10 protein-coding genes and 2 pseudogenes are annotated in these 18,733 nt (G+C 73.7%); 4 read left to right on the plus strand and 8 right to left on the minus strand.

Translation table 11 applies throughout. From position 1 onward, the window contains the following. Nucleotides 1-13 precede the first annotated feature (13 nt). Nucleotides 14-10,390 (plus strand): annotated as a pseudogene (locus DVH02_RS36185) (type I polyketide synthase); the annotation flags it as partial. A 220-nt stretch (nt 10,391-10,610) separates the two neighbouring features. Here DVH02_RS36185 and DVH02_RS16635 read toward each other — a convergent pair. The 4 genes from DVH02_RS16635 to DVH02_RS35185 all read right to left on the minus strand — a co-directional run bounded on the left by DVH02_RS16635 (nt 10,611) and on the right by DVH02_RS35185 (nt 14,481). Further along, nucleotides 10,611-12,005 (minus strand): COG1470 family protein, encoded by a 1,395-nt coding sequence (locus tag DVH02_RS16635; RefSeq protein WP_114624595.1) that lies wholly within the window; start codon nt 12,003-12,005, stop codon nt 10,611-10,613. Nucleotides 12,006-12,159: 154 nt separating this feature from the next. Further along, nucleotides 12,160-13,056, minus strand: a complete 897-nt coding sequence (locus DVH02_RS16640; RefSeq protein WP_199566313.1) for an aminoglycoside phosphotransferase family protein — start codon at nt 13,054-13,056, stop codon at nt 12,160-12,162. 227 nt (nt 13,057-13,283) lie between these two features. Further along, complete coding sequence (locus DVH02_RS16645; protein WP_325051375.1) at nt 13,284-14,255, minus strand: quinone oxidoreductase family protein; 972 nt, start codon at nt 14,253-14,255, stop codon at nt 13,284-13,286. A gap of 82 nt (nt 14,256-14,337) precedes the next feature. Beyond that, the gene (locus tag DVH02_RS35185; protein ID WP_158575900.1) at nt 14,338-14,481 is read right to left on the minus strand and encodes a hypothetical protein; all 144 of its coding nucleotides are present in this window, start codon (nt 14,479-14,481) and stop codon (nt 14,338-14,340) included. Nucleotides 14,482-14,957: 476 nt separating this feature from the next. Between DVH02_RS35185 and DVH02_RS16655 the strand changes: the two genes are divergently transcribed. Further along, the gene (locus DVH02_RS16655) at nt 14,958-15,731 is read left to right on the plus strand and encodes a methyltransferase domain-containing protein (protein WP_114624598.1); all 774 of its coding nucleotides are present in this window, start codon (nt 14,958-14,960) and stop codon (nt 15,729-15,731) included. Nucleotide 15,732: 1 nt separating this feature from the next. Here DVH02_RS16655 and DVH02_RS36190 read toward each other — a convergent pair. The 3 genes and pseudogenes from DVH02_RS36190 to DVH02_RS16675 all read right to left on the minus strand — a co-directional run. Next, nucleotides 15,733-15,868: pseudogene (locus tag DVH02_RS36190) on the minus strand (IS21-like element helper ATPase IstB); the annotation flags it as partial. Nucleotides 15,869-16,242: 374 nt separating this feature from the next. Continuing rightward, nucleotides 16,243-16,515, minus strand: coding sequence for a hypothetical protein (locus tag DVH02_RS16670; RefSeq protein WP_114624599.1), 273 nt, complete (start codon nt 16,513-16,515; stop codon nt 16,243-16,245). Continuing rightward, entirely contained in the window at nt 16,508-16,915 is a 408-nt protein-coding gene (locus tag DVH02_RS16675) for a hypothetical protein (RefSeq protein WP_199566314.1), read from the minus strand. The genes DVH02_RS16670 and DVH02_RS16675 overlap by 8 nt, the downstream gene beginning before the upstream one ends. 122 nt (nt 16,916-17,037) lie before the next feature. Here DVH02_RS16675 and DVH02_RS16680 point away from each other — a divergent pair, with 122 nt between their 5' ends. Next, nucleotides 17,038-17,640 carry an ArsR/SmtB family transcription factor gene (locus tag DVH02_RS16680; RefSeq protein ID WP_114624600.1) on the plus strand — a complete coding sequence of 201 codons (603 nt, stop codon included), beginning with the start codon at nt 17,038-17,040 and terminating at the stop codon, nt 17,638-17,640. A 34-nt stretch (nt 17,641-17,674) separates the two neighbouring features. Here DVH02_RS16680 and DVH02_RS16685 read toward each other — a convergent pair whose 3' ends face one another. Further along, the gene (locus DVH02_RS16685; protein WP_114624601.1) at nt 17,675-17,887 is read right to left on the minus strand and encodes a hypothetical protein; all 213 of its coding nucleotides are present in this window, start codon (nt 17,885-17,887) and stop codon (nt 17,675-17,677) included. 86 nt (nt 17,888-17,973) lie between these two features. On the opposite strand from DVH02_RS16685, the gene DVH02_RS16690 reads away from it, so the two are divergent. After that, a complete protein-coding gene (locus DVH02_RS16690; RefSeq protein ID WP_114624602.1) occupies nt 17,974-18,480 on the plus strand; it encodes a hypothetical protein in 507 nt (168 codons plus the stop codon). Nucleotides 18,481-18,733: the final 253 nt, after the last annotated feature.

The raw sequence follows: 18,733 nt of genomic DNA on the forward strand, positions 1-18,733 counted from the left end.
CGTCGTAGAGGAATCCGCCCTGCCCACCGACCGCGGCTGGGCGCCGGAGGTACTCGCGGCGGGCGGACAGGGCGGATTCCTCTACGACGCGGGCGACTTCGACGCGGCGATGTTCGGCATCGCGCCGCGCGAGGCCGTGACGATGGACCCGCAGCAGCGCCTCGCGCTGGAGGTCGCCTGGGAGGCCGTCGAACGGGCCGCCATCGCCCCGTCGTCCCTCCGGTCCACCAGGACCGGCGTCTTCGTGGGCGCCATGGCGCAGGACTACGGCCCCCGGCTGCACGAGGACTCGGCCGACGAGGAGGGCCACCGGCTGACCGGCACTACACCGAGCGTGCTGTCCGGCCGCGTCGCGTACGCCCTGGGGCTGCGCGGGCCCGCGCTCACGGTCGACACGGCGTGCTCCTCGTCGCTGGTGGCGCTGCACCTGGCGGCCCAGGCGCTGCGCTCAGGGGAGTGCGCGCTGGCGCTCGCCGGAGGCGTGACGGTGATGTCCGAGCCGGGCATCTTCGTGGAGTTCGCCCGGCTGGGCGGCCTGGCCCCCGACGGCCGCTGCAAGGCGTACGCCGACGCCGCGGACGGCACCGGCTGGGGCGAGGGCGTCGGCATGCTGGTGCTGGAGCGGCTCTCCGACGCCCGCCGCAACGGCCGCCGCGTCCTCGCCGTCGTGCGCGGCTCCGCGGTCAACTCCGACGGCGCGTCGAACGGACTGACCGCGCCGAGCGGCGCCGCGCAGCAGCAGGTGATCGGGCAGGCGCTGGCCGGTGCCGGGCTGGTCCCCGCCGACGTGGACGCGGTGGAGGGCCACGGCACCGGCACCCGGCTCGGCGACCCGATCGAGGCGCAGGCGCTGCTGGCGACGTACGGGCGCGGCCGGGCGGCGGGACGGCCGCTGCTGCTGGGGTCCGTGAAGTCCAACATCGGGCACACGCAGGCGGCGGCCGGTGTCGCCGGGGTCATCAAGATGGTCGAGGCGATGCGCCACGGCGTACTGCCCGGCACACTCCACCTGGACACGCCGTCGTCGCACGTCGACTGGGACTCGGGCGCCGTCGAGCCGCTGGCCGCGCGCGTGGCCTGGCCCGAGACCGGCCGGCCGCGCCGGGCCGGGGTGTCGTCGTTCGGCATCAGCGGCACCAACGCGCACGTCATCCTGGAGCAGGCCCCCGAGACGCCCGCCCCGGCGGCGCCCGCCCCGCGGCCGGGTGTGCCCGCCGCCACGCGGGCGGCGCCCCCGGTGTCCGGCGCGCCCGCCGTGCCGTGGGTGCTGTCCGGCCGGACCGAGCCGGCGCTACGGGCGCAGGCCGCCCGGCTGGCGGCGCACGTCGCCGCGCGGCCCGACGCCGCCCCGGCCGACATCGCGCTCTCCCTGGCGACCACGCGGTCCCATCTCCCGTACCGCGCCGCCGTGGTGGGCGGCGCGCGCGGCGAACTCCTCGCCGGTCTGACGGCCCTCGCCGAGGACCGACCCGGCGCCGGGGTCGTGCGGGCGGAGGCCGGGGAGTGCGGCGCGGTGGCGTTCCTCTTCTCGGGCCAGGGCTCCCAGCGTCCCGGCATGGGCCGCGCGCTGTACGCGCGCCACCCCGTCTTCGCCGCCGCGTTCGACGAGGTGTGCGACCTCCTCTCGCCGCTGCTGGACCGCTCGCTGCGCGACCTCGTCCTGGGCGACGGCGGCGAGTCCTGCGCGGACGGCAGTGGCCCGGACGGCAGTGGCACGGACGGTAGTAGCACTGACGGCACCGGACCGGACGGCAGTGGACCGGAGAACGCCGGACCGGAGAACGCCGGAACGCACGGCGACGCGGCGGACAGCGATTCGGCGCACGGCGACGCGGCGCACGGCGATTCGGCCGGGCCGCTGCGGCGGACCGGCTACGCCCAGCCCGCCCTGTTCGCGCTGCAAGTGGCCCTCCACCGGCTGCTGGAGTCGTGGGGCGTACGGCCCGACCTCCTCGCCGGGCACTCCGTCGGCGAGATCGCCGCCGCGCACGTGGCCGGGGTGCTGTCCCTGCCCGACGCCTGCGCGCTGGTCGCCGCGCGCGGCAGGCTGATGCAGGCGCTGCCCGGCGGCGGCGCCATGATCTCCGTCCAGGCGACCGAGGACGAGGCGCTCCGCTCGCTCGCCGGGTACGAGGCACACGCCTCCCTCGCCGCCGTCAACGGGCCCCGCTCGGTGGTCCTGGCGGGCGAGGAGCGGACCGTGACACGGCTCGCGGAACGGTTCGCCGCACAGGGCCGCAGGACCAGGCGCCTGCGGGTCGGCCACGCGTTCCACTCCCCGCTGATGGAACCGATGCTGACGGAGTTCCGTGCCGTGCTGGAGGGCCTGACCTTCTCCCCGCCGCGCCTGCCCGTCGTCTCCACCCTCACCGGACGGCCCGTGGCCGACGCCCTGAGTTCACCCGGACACTGGGTCGCGCACGCCAGGGACGCCGTGCGCTTCGCCGACGCCGTCACCGCCCTGCACGACGCGGGCGCGCGCACGTTCGTCGAGATCGGCCCGGACGCGACGCTGTCCGGCATGGCCGGGGACTGCCTCCCCGACGCCTCCACCGCGCTGGCCGTCCCCCTGCTGCGCCGCGACCGCGACGAGGAGCTGACCACCGCCACCGCACTGGCCGCCCTGCACGTGCGCGGGGCGGGACCGGACTGGCGGACCGTCCTCGCCCCCACCGGCGCCGCGGTGATCGGCCTGCCCACGTACGCCTTCCAGCGCGAGCGGTTCTGGACCGCGCCCCCGCCCGTCCCGGAGCCGCGGGGCGCCCGGCAGGACACCGCCGACGCCGGCTTCTGGGCGGCGGTGGAGCGGGAGGACGGCGCGGCACTGGCGTCCTGGCTCGACGTGGACGCCACCGCCGTCGACACCGTGCTGCCCGCGCTGGCCTCCTGGCACCGGGGCAGCCTCGGCCGGTCCGCGGACGCCTGGCGCTACGAGGTCAGGTGGCAGCCGCTCCCGGCGGCGGTCGACGCCGCCCCGGCCACCACCGGCCCGTGGCTGCTCGTCGTCCCGCCCGGCGGGGCGGCCGACGCGTGGACCCGCTCGGTGGCCGCCGCGTTCCCGCCCGGCACGCGGGTGCTGGAGACGGACACGGTGGAGCGGGCGGAGCTGGCGTCGGCCGTGCGCCGACTGCCCTCCGGGGCGGCCCCGTTCGCCGGGGTGCTGTCGCTGACGGCCGCGCTCGGCCGCCCGACGGGCCCCGGCGGCGTACACGACGTCACCGCCAGGACCCTCGCGCTGGTCCAGGCCCTGGGCGACGCCGACGTGGACGCGCCCCTGTGGTGCGCGACCAGCGGCGCCGTCGCCGTGCACGGCGGTGAACGGGTCACCGCGCCCGAACAGGCCGCCGTATGGGGGCTCGGCCTGGTGGCGGCGCGCGAACACCCGCATCGCTGGGGCGGACTGGTCGACGCGCCGATGCTCGCGGACGACCGCCTCTGCGCACGGCTCGCGGCCGCGCTGACCGGCGCCGCCACACCGCCCGGCACCCCCGCCGTCGCGGAGGACCAGCTCGCCGTACGGGAGTCGGGCGTCCTGGGCCGCCGCCTCGTGCGCCGGGCGGCGGCGGACGCGACCCGTACGGGCCCGCCGTTCACGCCGCGCGGCACGGTGCTGGTCACCGGCGGCACGGGCGCGCTGGGCGCCGCTACCGCGCGCTGGCTGGTGCGCCGGGGCGCCGGGCGCCTGCTGCTGGTCAGCAGGCGCGGCAAGGACGCGCCGGGCGCCGCCGAGCTGTGCGCCGAACTGAGCGGGCGGGGCGCCGAGGTCACCGTGGAGGCGTGCGACGTCTCCGACCGGGCAGCGCTCGCGGCCGTACTGGCGCGCGTCCCCCGGGAGGCGCCGCTGTCCGCCGTGGTGCACACGGCCGGGGTACTCGACGACAGCCCGCTCGACGCCCTGACCCCGAGCCGCCTCGCGGCGGTCCTGCGCGCGAAGGCGGACGCCGCCGTCCACCTGGACGAGCTGACCCGGGACGCGGAACTCGACGCGTTCGTCCTGTTCTCCTCGCTCGTCGGTGTCGCGGGCTCGGCCGGGCAGGGCAACTACGCCGCCGCCAACGCCTTCCTGGACGCGCTGGCCGAGCGGCGGCACGCCGAAGGACTGCCCGCCACCTCGGTGGCCTGGGGCTCGTGGGCCGACGCAGGGATGGCCGCCGACCCCGCCGTGCTGGAGCCCCTGCGCCGGGCGGGCCTGGCCCCGATGGCGCCCGAGGCCGCGCTGCTGGCACTGGAGTCGGCGCTGTGCGAGGACCGCGCCACGTCGGTGGTCGCGGACATCGACTGGGACCGGTACCTGCCCACGGCCACCGCCCTGCGCCCCACCGCCCTGTTCGCCGAACTCCCCGAGGCCCGCGAGGCGTCGGCGCGGCGCCCGGCGGCGCTGACCGACCCGGCCGCCGGGGCCGACCCGGCCGCCGGGGCCGACCCGGCCGCCGGGGCCGACCCGGCCGCCGGGGCCGACGCGGCGGCCGGGCTGCGCGACCGGCTGCTGGCACTGGCGCCCGACCAGGCGCGGGGCACGCTGCTCCGGCTGCTGCGCGAGCAGGTCGCGGCCGTCCTCGGCCACCCGGACGCGAGCCGCGTCGGGGCCGGGCGCGCGTTCAAGGACATGGGCTTCGACTCCCTGACGTCCGAGCAGCTGCGGCACGCCCTGCGCGGACGCACCGGCCTCAGCCTGCCCTCCACCCTCGTCTACGACCATCCGACACCGGAGAGCCTGGCCGCCCGCCTGTACGACGCACTGGCCGGCGACGCGGCGGCCACCGGGCCGCGGCGGAGCCACGCACCGTCGGCGCGCGCGAACAGCGCCGATGACGGCGCCGAACCCATCGCCGTCATCGGCATGAGCTGCCGCTTCCCCGGCGGCGTCCGCACGCCCGAGGAACTGTGGGAGGTGCTGGCCTCGGGCGCGGACGTCGTCTCGCCGCTGCCCGCCGACCGGGGCTGGGACCCGGGCCTGTACCACCCCGACCCGGCGCGCCCCGGCCACACGTACACCACGGGCGGCGGCTTCCTCGACGGCGCGGACGAGTTCGACGCCGGGTTCTTCGGCATCTCCCCGCGCGAGGCGAGCGCGATGGACCCGCAGCAGCGCATCCTGATGGAACTCGCCTGGGAAAGCATCGAAAGCGCCGGCCTCGACCCCGCGTCGCTGCGCTCCACCATGACCGGCACCTTCGTGTCGGCGACCTCGCAGCAGTACGGCACGGGAGCCTCCCAGGACACCGACGGCTACCAGATCACCGGCACGATGCCCAGCGTGCTGTCGGGCCGCCTCGCCTACGCGCTCGGCCTGGGCGGGCCCGCCGTGACCGTCGACACCGCCTGCTCGGCGTCCCTGGTCGCCCTGCACCTGGCCTGCCAGTCGCTGCGCTCGGGGGAGAGCACCCTCGCCCTCGCGGGCGGCGCGACGGTGCTGGCCGCACCCGACATCCTGGTGTCGCTGAGCAGGCACCGGGTGGTGGCGCCCGACGGGCGCTGCAAGGCCTTCGCGGAGTCGGCGGACGGCATGGGCATCGCCGAGGGCGCCGGCCTGGTGGTACTGGCGAAGCTGTCGGACGCCCTGCGCGACGGACACCCGGTGCTGGCCGTGGTGCGCGGGTCCGCGGTCAACTCCGACGGCGCGTCGAACGGGCTGACCGCCCCGAGCGGCCCCGCCCAGCAGCGCGTCATCCGCCAGGCCCTGGCCAACAGCGGCCTGCGCCCCCGCGATGTCGACGCGATCGAGGCGCACGGCACCGGCACGGCGCTGGGCGACCCGATCGAGGCGCACGCGCTGCTGGCGACGTACGGCCGGGACCGGGGCGGCAACCCGCCGCTGCTGGTCGGCTCGGTCAAGTCCAACATCGGGCACACCCAGGCCGCGGCGGGCATCGCGGGCGTCATCAAGGCGGTGCTGTCGCTGCGGCACGACCGGCTGCCGCGGACCCTGCACGCCGACGAGCCGTCCTCGCGCGTCGACTGGGACGCGGGCGAGATCAGCCTGATCACGGAGCCGACGCCCTGGCCGGACCTGGGGCGGCCGAGACGGTACGCGGTCTCGGCGTTCGGCATGAGCGGGACCAACGCGCACGCCGTGCTGGAGCAGGCCCCGGCGGCGGAGTCCACCCCCGAGCCGCCGCCGGAAGGGACGACGCCGCACCGTGACGCGCCCGACGGCCCCACGGCCTGGCCGCTCGCGGGCCGGTCGCAGGACGCGCTGCGCGCCCAGGCCGCGAAGCTCCTCGCGTACGCGGACGACCGCCCCGGCCCGCGCCCCGCCGACATCGGGTACTCACTGGCGACCACCCGCGCGGGCTTCGAGCACCGGGCGGTACTCGTCGGCGAGGACCGCGCCGCGCTGCGCGCGAGTCTGGCGGCGCTGGCCTCGGGCGCTCCCGACCCGAACATCCTGCGCGGGACGGCGCCCGAACGCCGCCCGGTCGTCTTCGTCTTCCCCGGCCAGGACGCGGCCTGGCCCGGCATGGGGGCCGAACTCCTCGACAGCTCGCCCGTGTTCGCCGCCCGCGTCGCCGCGTGCGAGGCGGCCCTGGCCCCCTACGTCGACTGGTCCGTCACCGACGTACTGCGCGGCGCCCCGGACGCCCCTCCCATGGAGGGCCGCCCCGACGTGCTGCAACCCGTCCTGTGGACGGTCATGCTGGGCCTCGACGCGGTGTGGCGCTCGTACGGCGTCGCACCGGACGCCGTGGTCGGCCACTCCCAGGGCGAGGTCGCCGCGGCCTGCGCCTGCGGCGCCCTGTCGCTGGACGACGGCGCGCGCGTGGTGGCGCTGCGCAGCCGCCTCATCCGCGGGCGGCTGTCCGGGCGCGGCGCCATGATGTCGGTGCTGGCGTCGCCCGAGCGGGTGCGCGAACTGCTCGAAGAGGCGGCGGCCGACGCGCCGGACGACGCGCCGGGCACGGTGTCGGTCGCGGCGGTGAACGGGCCGGGAACCCTCACCCTGTCCGGCGACCCGGACGCGCTCGACCGGGTCGAACGCCGCCTGTCCAAGGCCGGAGTGATGCGCTGGCGGCTGTCCGGCGTGGACTTCGCCGCCCACTCCGCGCACATCGACGAGATCGAACAGGAGCTGCTGGAGCTGCTGGCACCGGTCGCCCCCCGCGCCTCCGCGGTGCCGTTCCACTCCACCGTGACCGGCACCCGGCTGGACACCGCGGGGCTGGACGCCCGCTACTGGTACCGGAACCTGCGGCAGACCGTGTCCTTCGCCGGGACGGCCGCGGGCCTGCTCGACGAGGGCTACGGCGTACTGATCGAGGTCGGCCCGCACCCGGTGCTCGCCGTCGGCACCAGCGCGATCATCGAGAACGCGGGCAGCCGCGCCGTCACCCTCGGCACCCTGCGCCGTGACGAGGGCGGCCGGGACCGCCTGCTGCGCGCGCTCGGCGAGGCACACGCCCACGGCGTGCCGGTCGACTGGCGCGCCGTGTTCCCCGGCGCCCGACGGGTCGACCTGCCGACGTACGCGTTCCAGCGCGCGTCGTACTGGAGCGCACCTGCCGTCCCCGGCGGCCCGGCCGCGCGCACCGGGGAGGCCGACGCACCGCTGTGGGAAGCGGTGACGCGGCAGGACACCGGCACGGTGGCCGCGCTCATCGGGCTGGACGCCGGAGGCGAGGGCGCGCTCGGCGCCGTCCTCCCGGCGCTGTCGGCGTGGCACCGCGGGCGCGGGCAGGAGTCCCTCACCGGCGGCTGGCGCTACCGCACCGGCTGGCGCGCCCTGCGGCTCCCCGCCGCCCTCCCGCGGCTCACCGGGACCTGGCTGGTGGTGACGGCCACCGCCGACGAGGCGCGGGACGCGGACGTACGGGCCGCCCTGACCGCGCACGGCGCCGAGGTGCGCCGCGTGGCCCTGGAGCCCTGCGACACCGATCCGGAGACACTGCCGCGGGTACTGGCCGCCCGGCTCGCCGACGCCGGGATCGGCCACGCCACCGGGGTGGTGTCGCTGCTCGCGGCGGCAGAGGAGAGCCGGCCGGCCGCCGGGCACGTGGCGCCCGCCGGTCTGGTGCTGACCGTGGCGCTGGTGCGGGCGCTGGCGGCGTCCGGTGCGACGGCGCCGCTGTGGGCGGTGACCCGCGGCGCGGTCTCGACCGGCCCGGCGGACCCCGTGCGCCGCCCGCGGCAGGCGATGGTCCTCGGCGTCGGCCGCACCGCGGCCCTGGAGGCGCCCTCGCTCTGGGGCGGGCTGACCGACCTGCCGGAGCGGCTCGACCCCGGGACGGCCCGCCGGTTCGCCGCCGTGCTCGCGGCCGGCTCCGACGAGGACGAGACGGCCGTGCGGCCCTCCGGTGTTCTCGCCCGTCGGCTCGTCCGCGCGCCCGCGCCCGACGGCTTCCCCGGCACCTGGGCGCCCGTCGGCACGACACTGGTGACGGGCGGTACGGGCGCGGTGGGCGGCCAGGTCGCCCGCTGGCTGGCCCGGCAGGGCGCCGAACGCCTGGTACTGACCAGCAGGCGCGGCCCCGACGGGCCCGGCGCGGCCGAACTCGTCGCGGAGCTGACCGCGTTCGGCACGACCGCCGAGGTGGTGGCCTGCGACCTGACCGACCGGGAGGCCGTCGCCGCGCTGCTGGAACGGCTCGCGGCCGACGGCGGGCCCGTGCGCGCCGTGGTGCACACGGCGGGTTCGGGCGCGCTCGAACCCCTCGCGACCGCCGACCCCGCGCACCTCGACGCCACGGTGCGGGCGAAGGTCGCGGGCGCCGAACACCTCGACGCGCTCCTCGACGACGCCGACCTCGACGCGTTCGTGCTGTTCTCGTCGGTCGCGGGCACCTGGGGCAGCGGGCGGCACGCCGCGCAGGCGGCGGCCAACGCCTATCTGGAGGCGCTGGCGTCGCGGCGCCGCGCGCGCGGCGCCCCGGCGACGGCGGTCTCGTTCGGCCCCTGGCAGGCCCTGCGCGCCGCGATGAGCGGGCACGACAGCGACCAACTCGCCCGCAGCGGGGTGTCGTTCCTCGACAGCGAACCCGCACTGGCCGCACTCGCCCGAGCCCTGCACGACGGCGAGACCGTGCTGACGCTCGCCGACATCGACTGGGAGCGCTACCTGCCCGTCTTCACCGCGGCCCGCCCGAGCCCGTTCCTCGGCGAACTCGCCGAGGCGCGGCACCCGGCCGGGGCCGCCGCCGCACCGGCGGCCGACGGCGGCGGATTCCGGGCGCGGCTGCGGGACGCCACGGGCCCGCGGCGGCGGCAACTGGTGCTGGATCTCGTACGGGGCGAGGCGGCGGCGACGCTGGGCCACACCTCGGCGGACGCGGTGGGCGAGCACACGGCGTTCCGCGACGCGGGAACGGACTCGCTGGCCGCCGTCGACCTGCGCAACCGGCTGGCCGCGGCCACCGGTACGGCCCTGCCCAGCACCGTCGTCCTCACCCGTCCGACCCCGGCCGCCCTCGCCGACCACCTGCTCGAACTCCTCGACTCCGCGCCCGACTCCGACGGACAGGAGGACACCGCCCCCACCGACGGCGTGCCCGACGACCTGGTCACCCGCCTGCACCGGGACGCCGTACGGGCCGGCCGCCTCGACGAGGCGGGCACGCTGCTGCGCGGACTCGCGGCCCTGCGACCGAGAAGCGCCGAGCCCGTGCCGCCCGTCGTGGACCGGCTCACCGCGGGCGGCACCGGCACCCGCCTGGTGTGCGTGGCGCCTGTCGTGCCGCTGACCGGACCGCACACGTACTTCACGCTCGCCGGGTCCCTCCCGGACGACTGGTCCATCTCCTGCCTGACCCCACCGGGCTTCGGCCCCGACGAGCCGCTGCCCGCCACGCGGGAGGCGCTCGTCGCCGGGCTGGCCGGGGCCGTCGCCTCCGGTGCCGACGGCGCCCCCGGCGCCCCCGGCGCCCCCGGCACGGACGGCACGGCCGACGGCGCGCCCGTCGTCCTGCTCGGCACCTCCTCCGGCGGCATCCTCGCCCACGAGACGGCCCGGTACCTCGCCGCCCACGGCACACCGGTACGCGCCGTCGTCCTCCTGGACACCTACGGCCTGGACACCCCCGCCGCCGCGTCGCTGCGGCCCCACCTCTGGCACGCCCTGTACGAACGGGAGCGGCAGGCCGGCGGCTACACCGCCGCGCACCTGTCCGCCTACGCCTGGACCGTGGACCTCCTGCACACCTGGACGCCCGGCCCCGTGCCCTTCCCGACGCTGCTCCTGCGCGCCTCCGACCCGCTCCCGGCGCCGCCCGGCGCGGATCCGGCACCGGAGCGGTGGCGCACGGAGCTGCCCTGCGTCACGACCACCCTGACCACCCCCGGCGACCACTTCACCCTCACCAACGAGCACGCCGCCGCCACCGCCGGGCTGATCCGCGACTGGCTCGCCGGAACCGGCATCGGGCCGGTGATGCCGGGCGCGGACGGCTCCGGCCGCTGAGCGCGACAGCACCGCGCGGCCCGCCGATGCGACGAGGCCCCGCCGGAACGGCTCCGGCGGGGCGTCCGCGCGGCGGGCCGCGACGGAGTGCGGTGTCCGGCGAGCGCTCCGGCCCACCGCGGGGCCGACCGGCGATCGCGCGCCCCGCCGCTCCGCTCCGACGGCCTCGGACACTCAGCTCATGTGCCGCACGGATCGTCCGCTCTCCGGCCTCCGGCCGTCACACGATGAGCTTGAAGGCCTCAAGGGACAGATCCTTGATCAAGGTGCCGCCGAACTTGTAACCGCCGGGATCGGAGCACGCCTTCTGCTGCCATTCCTGGGTGTGGACCCGCGCGGTGACACAGACGCTTCCCTCACCGACGCTGATCGCCAGCCCCCGCATGAACGCCTCCTGGTCCGGGGTGCCGATGTACACGTCCTTGAGGTTCTCGGCGCCCTTCCACTTCGGCTCCCAGTCCGTGTTCTCGATGTACCCGTTGGCGGCCATGCCGTTCGTGCCGGACACCGCGATGTTGATGCTCTCGAGGGGCCGGTCCTGTCCCTCCGTGCCCGACGTGAGCCCGTCGCACACCGGGTCCTGCCAGCCGGTGCCCCGTACATAGGCCCGGTAGCAGATGTGCCGGCCCGGTGTCCGCTCGTTCAGTTTGGTCACGGCGACCGCCGCGGTGTTCTCGACCGTCTCGGCCGGCTCCTCCTTCTCCTCGCCGCCGCCCGGCTTCCCGCCGTCCTTCTCCTCGGCCGGGGACTCCGGCACGGGGGCGCTGGGCGCGGCGGCGGGCGCCTCCGCGGTGGGCAGAGTCGGCGGCTTCGACGGCTCCGTCGTGGGAATCGCGTGGGCGGCGACCGACTGCGGCTGCTCCTGCGCGAGGGTGCGCACCGAGGGCTGATAGGCGAACCAGAGCACGGTGAGGGCGATCGCCAGCGCGAGGACGCCGCTGAGCACGGTGGCGAGCCAGAGGGGCAGGAGGCCCCGCTGTACGTACGTCCCCTCCGTATCGAGCCGAGCCGTACCCGATCGTTGCAGGCCCAGCGCGTAAGGCCGTTCCTGTTTCGGGCCGAACCAGATGATCCGCCGGGGCTTGAGCCTCGCGTCCACGAACGCGGCGCGGCCCGGCTCGATCTGCACACTGGCGGGAAACAGTTCGTACGAGAGCGAATCGCCGTTGTCGCTGCCGGCGAGGGAGGCGGTGAGGCGGGTGTTGCCGAGGTTGTCGATGGCCAGCTTGGGCCGGCCGCGGAACCATCCCTTCACGGTCGGCGGGACCAGCTCGGTCCTCACCTCCGTGAACGGGGTGAAGCTGACGTTGCCCTCGACGACCGTGGTGGCGCCCGACTGCTCCGTCGGGACGACCTGCACTCCGTACGGATGCGGTCCTGCGATCGCGTCCGGGGTGCGCGGGGGCGAGAAGGTGAGGTGGAGGGTGCCCGTGGTCCCCGGAAAAAGCCGGATGGATGAGGGTTCGATGGTGATGTACGGGGCAACATCACCGACGGGAACGAAGCGGTACTCGTCGACGACGTCACCGGTGTTGCGTATGCGCAGCCGCACGGTGGTCGTGTCGCCGGGGTCCACCGTGGTGGACGCGGGCTCAAGGGAAGTCCAGAGGCTCACGCGCTGACGTTACCGGGCGCGCGGACGTCCGTCAGGTAGCGCAGGGGCGAAGAATACTGCCCGCGTTGACCAGGGACTCTGCCTTTCTTTCCCTGTCGCACGAGGGCCGGCACCGTCTCTACTCGCGGGTAGGGACGCCGGGCGCGGAGGCGAACTACGCGTCCGCCAGGATGCGTTCCAAGGATCGTCGACCCATCCGGCTCATGCCCGGGTTGCTCTCGACGTAGTACCAGACCAGCCCCATCGCCTGGACGAAGGCCCACGCCCTGCCCCGCTCCCATTCGAGATCGTCGCTGCCCAGGTGAGCCCGGAGCATCCGCCGCGGACCCGCTTCGAGCAGATGCCACGCGCTCACGAGATCCAGCGAAGGGTCAGCGGGCCCGGCCCCTCCGACATCGAGAACCCCCGCGAGCCGACCGGCGGACACGAGCACATTGCCCGGAATCAGATCACCATGGGCCATGACGTCCTCGGCCGCACCGCGCGGCAGAACGCGCGACGTCGCCCAGATACGGCGGAGCGCGGCCACATCCAAAAGTCGCTCACTGTGCCTGAAACAGGTCTCCATCCACGCGTCGTGCGACCGCAGATCGCCTCCTCGGCCCGTCCCGGCGAACACGCGGCCACGCGTGTCGATCGCGCGCAGGTCGCCGATGAGATCGGCCAGGTCACGCGCGAACGCCGATGACGCGCCCGGATCCTCGTCGACGGCCACGGTGCCGGGCAGCCATGTCTGCACCGACCACGGAAGCGGGTACCCGGCCCCGGGTTCACCGAGCGCGACCGGCGCGGGCACGGCGAAACGAGTGCGGCCCACCAGTTCGCGAGCCGCTTCGGCCTCGGACTCCAGCGAGCGCCGCTTCGACTCGACGTCCACAGACACCAGAGGGAACCGAGCCGCGAACCGGTCGCCCACACGGAAGACGGCGTTGTCGGTTCCTCCCGCCGCGACACTCCTGACCGGCAGGCTCCGCCACGCGGGAAACTGTTGATCCACCAGAGCGCGCACCGTCTCGGGCGACACCGTCAGCTGGTCGGCATGCATCCTCACGGTGGAAGCGTCCGCGTCACGATCTTCCACCGCAACCCGTTTGTCCGTCGCGTGACTCGCCTGCCGGAACGACACCGCGCGGCGTTGTCGGGGTCGCCCCCGGTACATCCGGTACGGGGGCGACCCTCCGCCGTGCGGGAGCGCTCGGCATCCGAAGCGTCAAACGCCGAGGCGCAGCGAGCGCAGCGCACCGGACGCCGTCGACCCCGCCTTTGGGGCGGACGGCGCTACTTCGAAGACGGGGCCCGGGGCAGGAGGACCAGCTTGCCCTTCGTCCGGCGGCTCAGGAGGTCCTCATGCGCGTCGCGTGCGCGTTCGAGTGGGTACTCGGAGCCGACCAGAGGCCGCAGACGGCCGCGCGCCGTGAGGTCGAGCAGTTCCTCCAGCGCCCTGCCGCCCGCCCCGTCGCGGGTGATGAGCGGAATGAGCCAGAAGCCGCCGACCGTGATGTTCTCCACCGCGAGCCGGGCCGGTGGGATGGCCGTGGCGGCCCGCCGGGAAGAGGCCCCGTAGGTCACCAGGCGTCCGAAGTACCCGAGCGCGCCGACAGCGGCGTCGAGGACCGGGCCGCCGACGGCATCCAGGATGACGTCGGCCGGCTGTCCATGGTTGGCGTCGACGACTCTTTCCCGGTAGCCGTCCGCCTCCCCGTCGACGGCCACGTCGGCACCGAGTTCGAGCGCGAGCGCACGCTTGTCCTCGGACGATGCCGTGGCGATCACCCGTCCCGCTCCGAACTCACGCGCGAGCTGTACGGCGAGAGAGCCCGTACCGCCCGCGGCGGCGTGGACCACAACGCTCTCCCCGGGCCGCACGCGGGCCACCGACCGCAGCAGGTGCCACGCCGTCAGGCCCTGCACCAGGAGCGCCAGTGCCCCGCCGGCCGCGACCTCCGGCGGCAGCGGGGCCAGGTCCCGTTCGGCGACGACGGCCTTCGTCGCGTATCCGCCCTGCCGGAGGTAACCGACACAGCGTCTGCCGTCCCCGGTCCGGCCGACGACCTCCATGCCGGGGATGTGCGGCAGGGGTCCTTTCCTCGCGTACGGTCCCTCGGTGAGTTCACCGGCGATCTCTTTGATGTCACCGAAGTTGACCCCGGCGGCCTCCACCTCGACCACGACCTCGCCCGGCCCCGCGACCGGGTCCGGCACCTCGACCTCCTTCAGGACCTCCGGGCCGCCGAACCGGTCATGTCGCATGGCACGCACGCTCACGCCTCCCGCGCCGCTCGTACGGGAATGGGGCCGCGGTATCCGCCCGTCCCGCCCCTGCCCGTCGGCGTCACAGGCGCGGGGAGGAGCGGACGAGGCCGAAGATGTCGTTCCCGGCGACGGCCCAGGACACGTCCCCGCCGCTGTCGCGCAGTTCCCCGGCGGCGGCGAACAGGGCGCGCACCGAAGCCCCGTCGGCTCGGGCGGCCCCCACCGTCGCGGACGTAGGCGCCGGCCGCCAGCGCCTCGCGCAGGAGCGGCACGGGGTGGCCCCAGCGGTCCAGGGCCACGCGCGGGCAGGCCATCCCGCAGATGCGCGGGGCCCAGAAGCCGTACTCCCGGGCGGTGCCCGCCCCGGATCTCTGCCACGGCGGATCATCGGCGGCCGGCCTGGTACCGGAGATGAACTCCGGTACCGGATCCGCGGATTGCCACTGCGCGCAGTACGGGACGGGACGCGTCGTCGAAGAGCCGGTCATGGGCCCATCATCCGCCACGGAAGGTAAACAGGTTCGGTGAACGCGGTGAGCAGCACGTGCCGGATCAGATCGGTGCAGGAGAGACCGGCTTCGCTTACTTCAACGGGCAGTATTAGTTTGCCCGTTCGGTCAGCAGTTGGTGATTTCGGCGCTCGTGCGTGTTCACGAGAAATGACGTCAGGCGGTGAGCCCGAGTGTTTGACTGGCCTGCATGTCATCGACTCTTGGTGTGTCCCGACCTGACCAGGCTTCCTACATGTTGCGGGTCGCTGCCGGTGACGCCGGACGTGCGTACAAGCAGCAGATGCTGGACTTGTTGGACGTCCAGGCGGGCCAGACCGTCCTGGACGTGGGGTGTGGCCCGGGCACCGATCTGCCGGCGCTGGCAGGTCGTGTCGGGGACAGCGGCACGGTAATCGGTGTAGACCGGGACCCGGCCATGCTCGCCCAGGCCCGGGAACACACGAACAGCCTGCATCAGGTGCAGGTCCGTGAAGGTGACGTGCACGCCCTGCCCATCGAGCCGAGCGTGGTGGACCGGGCCAAGATCGACCGAGTTTTGATGCATGTCGCCGATCCCGCAGACGCTCTTACGCAGCTCCATCGCACAACTCGGCCAGGCGCCCGGATCGGCCTTGCCGAGCCCGACTGGGACACCCTGATTGTCGACGCCGAGGACCTTGAGACGAGCCGCGCCTTCACCCGCTACACCACTGCAGAAGTGGTCCGCCACGCAACCATCGGACGCAGCCTCGCACGCCTCGCCGAACAGGCTGGCTTCCACGTCGAAGCGGTGCTCGCCACAACACCGGTCTTCCGTGACTTCCAAGAGGCGGACCACACCCTGGGCCTCGGCCGCAATATGCAGAAAGCCATCGACGACGGCCACATCGATCGAAACCGCGGCCATCGCTGGTTTGCCAGCCTCTCCAGGGGGCCGTTCTACGCATCGTTCACTCTGGTCAGCGTGATCTGTTCCCGATGATTCAACTGGCCTGAGTGGGTGATTCGGCTCGTGCTCGGGTGCTGGCGAGTCGGTAGGACGGTGCCGGTCTCGATGATGGGCTCGTTGAAGGTGAGGCGGTAGACGATGGCCGCGCAGAGTCGGGAGTCGGTGAAGGTGAAGTGTGAACGGAAGGCGATCCACCGGTCGGTCTCCACCCTGGCCCGGTTGAGCCCCAGGACCTGGGCGACGGCTGACGTCAGGTTGTCGTAGCGGATCTTGCTTCGGGGGATACCGGTTCAGCGTGCGGAGAGCGTGCACATGTCCTTCGAAGAAGGCTTCCTGGCCGCAGGAGGCGAAGACCCTTCTCTGTACTAACCAGCAGCGCTGGGTAAGCGGCTTATCCGCTGATGAGCTGGTAACGGGAGTGAGCGCCCGTGCGCGACGTACATCTTCACTCTCAACTCCGCCTTGTTCGGCCGGTCGCTATGAGCCCCCGACTCCATGGACCAAGTGAGATCGACTGGCAGGCGAGGGCTCGGTCCACGGACCCTCAACGGCGGCGTGCGGTCAGCAGCCAGACGAGATCTATCACCGCGATCGCTCCCCAGATCCAGCAGACGACGGCGCTTGCGTCCGGTGCCAGAGCCGTGGCAAGTGCGCCCAATCCGACTGTGCCCAGCACCAGCCTGGTGCTGCGCCTCAATGCCAGTGACGCGCGCAGTGGCCCCGGTTCGGCCAACCTGTCGGCCAGGTAGGCGTCGAACGCCTCCGCGACCTGATCGTCGATCTCGTCCCGCATCTGGGCATCCAGTGATTCAGGCATGGACAGCCACCCGCTGCACCGCAGTTGCTTGAACGGAAGCCACCATCGGCGGCCGCAGCGCGAAGACAGCGCACAATGCCGCCAGGGGGAGTTCCAGCGTGCAGGCCAGCGTCAGTGAGATGACGACGTAGTGCCCGGCCGTCATGACGTCAAACCAGGCGTCGACCAGCAACAACACGGCTGTCGCGACTGACGCCAGCGGCGCCCGGTGGTCACTACGCCGGACCAGCATCGCCGACGTCAGCAGACCGGCGATCTCCAACGCATCGAAGCCGACCCAGGCGACCCGCCAGTGCTGCGCCGGATAGGGGTCCGGCAGTGTCGTCCACAGCACCGCAAGCCACGGCACCAATGCCAGCCCTGTGGCCAGTAACAGCCTCCCGAACAGTTTTTTTCGCATCTCGACCCCCGAGCGTCCCGGCGCCCGCTGGCGCCCTCTTGAACTAAAGTATCGATTGCAGAGATATTCTGCAAATAATCTCTGTGAAAGCTGCAGAGAGTCTCTGCGGTACGCTGGTCGGCATGGTCGAGCACCCCGAGAAGAGAGTGCTCACCGGCCCGGACCTCAAAGCCTTCTACAAGGCACTGTCCAACCCGGTGCGCCGCGACATCCTGAGCTACCTCGGCGAGCACGGTGAAGCGAACTCCACCCGCGTCGCCAAGGCCCTCGGTGAAAGCACCGGCACCACCAGTTACCACCTGCGCAAACTCGCCGACCTCAAGCTGATTGCTGAGATCGAGGAGCGGTCCACCGGCCGGGAACGCTGGTGGAAGTCACTCATGACGGACATCTTCACGCCGCCGGGCCTGGAGTTGACGGCCGACGAACGCGAGGCCGCGGTGAAGATCGGCGCCCTCAAGATGACCCACGACCTGAACCTGGTCGTGAGCGCATACGCCGGGTACGACTCCTCCGCAGGCTGGAACCAGATCTACCGCGCTGGATTGCGGATGACGAAGGAGCAGGTCGCCACATTCGTTGAGGAGTACCAGACACTTCTACGCAAATATCTGACGGAGCCCGGTGACCACCCACCCGACTCACGGCACATGGCCGTACGCCTGGTAGTTGTGCCCGACGAGAGCCCCCGGCCCGCCCTGCCAACGGAGCCGGACGACGATTAGCGCCGCACCGGACGACAGTGTCCTGGCATCGAGGTCAGCCCAGGGCAGTGACGCCGTCCTCGCCTCGGTCGGCTTGAGCTCGCAGGCGTTCGGCCTGCTGTTTTTTGTCGGCGATGTGCCGCAGGCTCTCCTGCAGGACGGCGACCTCCCCGAGCCACTGCATCCGCTGGGTCTCCCCGAGATGCTGGCGGGTGTTGGTCTCGATCTCCAGCAGCCGGGGCTCCTGGACCAGGTCCAGGCGGAGCATGGGGCACCTGACGCAGGCTTTTTCATGCTGGCAAGGGGTCCCGTAGGGGCGGTCGCAGGTGCCGAGGGCGACCTTGCGGAGGTGAAGTGGTCACGGAAGTCCTGCCACTCGGTGTCGCTGGGCTCGCGGTACTCCTCGCTGGGGCGGTCGGTCCGGCGCTGGTCGACGAACTGCCGGTAGTGGCGGATGACCTCCTCGGGATAGACCGCGACGTATGCCTGAGTGGTGTTGAGATCGAGGTGGTCAAGGAGTTTCGCGGCGATGTGGATCGGCAGGCCGCCGTTGACGGTCTCCGTGTCCTTGAGGCCGCCGACCGCGTGCAGGATGTCGTAGGCGAGCGGCAGCGCTGTCACTGTCCGGCCACTGGCCAAACGAGCCCCGGCGTAGTCGGTGAGGTCCTCCAGATCCAAGGCCAGCAGGTCCTTGCCGGTGACGATGCTCATGCGGGTGACCACGTTCAGGGCCTCGGTCGCGTGCTCGTCGCAGCGCTGTCCGCCGGCGTGCTGTTGGAGTTCGGCGAACAGGACCGGCTGGTTGTGGCGACGGTAGGCGTCGTAGACGTCCAGAGGCGGCTGCCGAACAGCCAACCGTAGGAGGGCCGGACCACCTGGAGGACGATCAAGGCCCCCAGGCCAGCGGTGAACCGTGACCTGGTGCCCGCGCTGAGCCCTTGCGGTCCCCAGCCGGAGCCCAAGTCATCGGACCCGCTCAGCAGCCAGCGGTCCTGCCAGTTGTCGGCGGGGAATTCCTCCAGCCGGTCGAATACCCGCGTCAGCGAGAGCTGCTGGCGCCACAGGTTGCGGACGGTCGGCTCGCTCAGCAGGTTCTCGGCCAGGCGGGTGAGTT

It is taken from the genome of Streptomyces corynorhini, from assembly GCF_003346515.1.
GTDB lineage: Bacteria > Actinomycetota > Actinomycetes > Streptomycetales > Streptomycetaceae > Streptomyces > Streptomyces corynorhini.

Excerpts from the sequence above, each read along its gene's own strand:
- DVH02_RS16645 (WP_325051375.1), bottom strand. The coding sequence starts at position 14,255 with ATGCGACATGACCGGTTCGGCGGCCCGGAGGTCCTGAAGGAGGTCGAG.
- DVH02_RS16655 (WP_114624598.1), top strand. The coding sequence starts at position 14,958 with ATGTCATCGACTCTTGGTGTGTCCCGACCTGACCAGGCTTCCTACATG.
- DVH02_RS16670 (WP_114624599.1), bottom strand. The coding sequence starts at position 16,515 with ATGCCTGAATCACTGGATGCCCAGATGCGGGACGAGATCGACGATCAG.
- DVH02_RS16675 (WP_199566314.1), bottom strand. The coding sequence starts at position 16,915 with ATGCGAAAAAAACTGTTCGGGAGGCTGTTACTGGCCACAGGGCTGGCA.
- DVH02_RS16680 (WP_114624600.1), top strand. The coding sequence starts at position 17,038 with ATGGTCGAGCACCCCGAGAAGAGAGTGCTCACCGGCCCGGACCTCAAA.
- DVH02_RS16685 (WP_114624601.1), bottom strand. The coding sequence starts at position 17,887 with ATGCTCCGCCTGGACCTGGTCCAGGAGCCCCGGCTGCTGGAGATCGAG.